The following is a 3,638-nucleotide window of genomic DNA, read 5'->3' on the forward strand; positions in this document are numbered from 1 at the left end:
AGGAAGCGGACCTCAGTGGGCCTCGGGCCCCGCGTGGTACTCGAACACCAGACCGCAGACCGCGATGATCAGGGCGATCGCGCCCATCACGATCAGCCACCACTGGTAGAAGGCGAGCCCGAAGCCGGTCAGCGCCACGCCCCCGGCCACCGTGATGGGCCAGTAGCTGCCCGGGCTGAAGAAGCCGACGTCGCCGGCGCCGTCCGAGACCTCGGCCTCCGGGTTGTCCTCCGGGCGCTCCTCGAGGCGCCGGGCGACGAACCGGAAGTAGGTCCCGATGATCAGGCAGAGGCCGCCGGTGAGGGTCAGGCCGACGATGCCGACCGCCTCCTTCGACAGCAGCCCGTAGATGAGCGCACAGACGAAGCAGAAGATCGTCAGGAGCTCGAAGATGCGGGACTCGACCTTCATCGCCGCGCGCTCCTCTCAGCGGTGGTGGGCACGGTCATGTCAGAACGCCAGGCGGACGGTCGGGTCCGGGTTGAACGGGTGCGTGGTGGTCGCCGTGGGCGAGCACAGTTCGCCGCAGTTCATCCGGGAGAGGGCCTCGGCCGCGGAGTAGGGCTGGCCCGTCGTCGGGTTCGTCGCCTGCCGCAGCTGCATGTACTGGTCGAACAGGTTGCCGGGCAACGCCCGCACCTCGAAGTTCATCATCGAGTGGTACGAGCCGCAGTACTCCGCGCAGCGGCCCACGAAGGACCCGGGCCGCTCGATGCGGTCGATGACCCAGACGTTCTTCTGGTCGTTCTTCTCCGGGTCGGGCATCACGTCGCGCTTGAACAGGAACTCCGGGATCCAGAACGAGTGGATGACGTCCTCGGAGTGCTGGGTGAACGAGATCGGACGGTCGGTCGGGAGCACCAGCAGCGGGACCTCGGCGGTGGTGCCGATGGTCGCGACGGTCTGCCCGGCGGCGTTGCGCGTCCCCGGGTACTGGAACTCCCAGTTCCACTGGAACGCGGTGACGTCGATCTTGAGCTCGTTGCCGGTCGGCTCGCGGTCGACGACGTTCTGCACGACGACCGTGAAGTAGAACAGGACCGCGACGATGATCAGCGGCAGGACCGTGAGCACCAGCTCGAGCGGCAGGTTGTACTGGAACTGACGGGGCAGCTCGGAGTCGCCGGCCTTGCGACGGTGGAACGCGACGGCCCACGCGGTGGCGCCCCAGACGAGGACGCCGACGCACAGCGCGGCGATCGCGGACCAGGTCCACAGCGTCCGCATCATGGTGGCCTCGGGGGTGACGCCGACCGGCCACCCGAAGCGGATGACCTCGTCGACCGAGCACCCGGTGGAGAAGAGCGCCACGACGCATCCGAGGACGGCGAGCTGGAGCGCGCGCATCACCCGGCGGGTCCGACGCCGCGGGCCACGACCGCGCTCGTCCTGCGGGGCCGCAACCTCCCCGGCCTGCGCAATGCTCACTGCTCGGCGCACTGCTGGCTGCCCTCCTCGAGGCCGTGCGACCGTGGGCGACGCCACCCTCGGTCCGGACACCGGGAGACTAGCCGAGCTGACCACTACGCGCTGTCGGAGGGGCGCACGCGTGACGCGGATCCGCGCACCCCGACGGCTCCCGACGGGTGGCGCCCGGGCTGTCGGTCCCCCTCGCCATACTGACCCTCGTGTGCGGGCTGATGGGTTGGATCACGGCGGACGGCACGGCGGCGCGGTACGCGGCGGACGTCGAGGCCGCGTTGCCCTGCATGCGTCACCGCGGGCCTGACGAGTCGGGGGTCTGGCACGACGACGACGTGGCGCTCGGCTTCAACCGGCTGTCGATCATCGACGTCGAGGGCTCGCACCAACCACTGGTCTTCCCCGACGACGCGGCGCAGCAGAGCGCGACCGGGGAGCAGCACGGCCGGTACCGCATCGTCTTCAACGGCGAGATCTACAACTACCTGGAACTGCGGGCGGAGCTCAGCAGGGACCACGGGGTCCGGTTCACCACCGAGGGCGACACCGAGGCCGTCGTCGCGGCGTACTCGGTGTGGGGCGCGGACGCGGTGCCCCGGCTGCGCGGCATGTTCGTGTTCCTCATCTGGGACGTGCAGGAGCGGGTGCTCTTCGGCGCGCGGGATCCCTTCGGCATCAAGCCGCTGTTCTTCGCGGCCGGCGCGCACGGCGTCGCGTTCGCCAGCGAGAAGAAGAGCCTCCTGCAGGTGCTGGAGTCCCTGGGCGCGAGCACCGCGGCGCCCGACCCCACGGCATTGCAGAACTACCTGACGCTGCAGTACGTGCCCGAGCCGGCGACGCTGCACCGGGCGGTCCGGCGCGTGGAGTCGGGGTGCTGGTTCAGCATCTCCCCCGGCGAGCCCGTCAGCGTCCAGCGCTACTTCACCCCGCGCTTCGACGAGCGCCCGATCCCCCGAGGCGACACCGCCGAGGAGACGCGGCGCCACGAGGAGATCACCGAGGTCCTGCGCGACTCGGTGGCCAAGCACATGCGCGCCGACGTCACCGTCGGGTCGTTCCTCTCCGGCGGCATCGACTCGACGGTCATCGCGGCGCTGGCCCGGGAGCACAACCCGGACCTGATCACCTTCACCACCGGGTTCGAGCGGGCCGGGTACTCCGAGATCGACGTCGCGGCCGAGTCGGCGGAGGCGATCGGGGTCCGCCACGTCGTCCGCACCGTGACCGCGCAGGACATGATGGACGCGCTGCCGCTCATCGTCTGGTACCTGGACGACCCGGTGGCCGACCCGGCCCTCGTCCCGCTCTACTTCGTGGCCAACGAGGCGCGCAAGCACGTCAAGGTCGTGCTGTCCGGCGAGGGCGCCGACGAGCTGTTCGGCGGCTACACGATCTACAAGGAGCCGCTCTCGCTCGCGCCGTTCGACAAGCTGCCCGGGGCGGTCCGCAAGCTCGCCGGAGCGCTCTCGGAGCGGCTGCCGACCGGGGTGCGCGGCAAGGACCTGCTGCGCCGCGGTGCGCTCCCCCTCGAGCAGCGCTACTACGGCAACGCCCGCAACTTCTTCCCCGCCCAGCTCGCCGCGGTCCTGCGCGGGTACGACGACGAGCTCTCCCACACCGACGTGACCGCGCCGGTGTACGAGGGGTCGCGCGACTGGGACCCGGTCGCGCGCATGCAGCACGTCGACCTCTTCACCTGGCTGCGCGGGGACATCCTCGTCAAGGCCGACAAGATGACCATGGCGAACTCCCTGGAGCTGCGGGTCCCCTTCCTCGACCCCGAGGTGTTCCGGGTGGCGTCGGCGCTGCCGACCGACCAGAAGATCGCGCACGGCACGACGAAGTACGCTCTGCGCCGCGCGATCGAGGGCATCGTCCCGCCGCACGTGCTGCACCGTCGCAAGCTCGGCTTCCCGGTGCCGATACGGCACTGGCTGGCCACCGACATGCTCGACTGGGCCCGGGGGATCGTCCGCGAGTCGCAGACCGACGCGATCCTCGACAAGGCCGCGGTGCTGCGCCTCATCGACGAGCACCGTGCCGGCCCGGTCGACCACTCGCGGCGCATCTGGACACTGCTGGTGTTCATGCTCTGGCACGGCATCTTCGTCGAGCAGCGCATCCACCCGGCGATCCCGGAGCCGCAGTACCCGGTCTACGCCTGAGGGGCGGCGATAGTGCCCGACGCAACGATCGGGCTGTCGACACCCACGCCA

General features: G+C 70.3%; 3 protein-coding genes. 1 reads left to right on the forward strand and 2 read right to left on the reverse strand.

Features of this window, described 5'->3' with window-relative positions:
• Positions 1 to 12: 12 nt before the first annotated feature.
• Both AC0CYZ_RS12780 and ctaC read right to left on the reverse strand, forming a co-directional pair.
• A complete protein-coding gene (locus AC0CYZ_RS12780; protein WP_472215834.1) occupies positions 13 to 411 on the reverse strand; it encodes a cytochrome c oxidase subunit 4 in 399 nt (132 codons plus the stop codon).
• A gap of 39 nt (positions 412 to 450) precedes the next feature.
• Positions 451 to 1,347, reverse strand: a complete 897-nt coding sequence (gene ctaC / locus AC0CYZ_RS12785; protein ID WP_472215836.1) for an aa3-type cytochrome oxidase subunit II — start codon at positions 1,345 to 1,347, stop codon at positions 451 to 453.
• Positions 1,348 to 1,628: 281 nt separating this feature from the next.
• On the opposite strand from ctaC, the gene asnB reads away from it, so the two are divergent.
• Positions 1,629 to 3,587 (forward strand): asparagine synthase (glutamine-hydrolyzing), encoded by a 1,959-nt coding sequence (asnB, locus tag AC0CYZ_RS12790; protein WP_472215838.1) that lies wholly within the window; start codon positions 1,629 to 1,631, stop codon positions 3,585 to 3,587.
• The last annotated feature ends 51 nt before the right edge of the window (positions 3,588 to 3,638 follow it).

The sequence above is a fragment of the Actinomycetospora sp. genome (assembly GCF_055612215.1).

Coding starts and splice junctions, on each gene's coding strand:
- ctaC (WP_472215836.1), bottom strand. CDS start 1,347: ATGCGCGCGCTCCAGCTCGCCGTCCTCGGATGCGTCGTGGCGCTCTTC.
- AC0CYZ_RS12780 (WP_472215834.1), bottom strand. CDS start 411: ATGAAGGTCGAGTCCCGCATCTTCGAGCTCCTGACGATCTTCTGCTTC.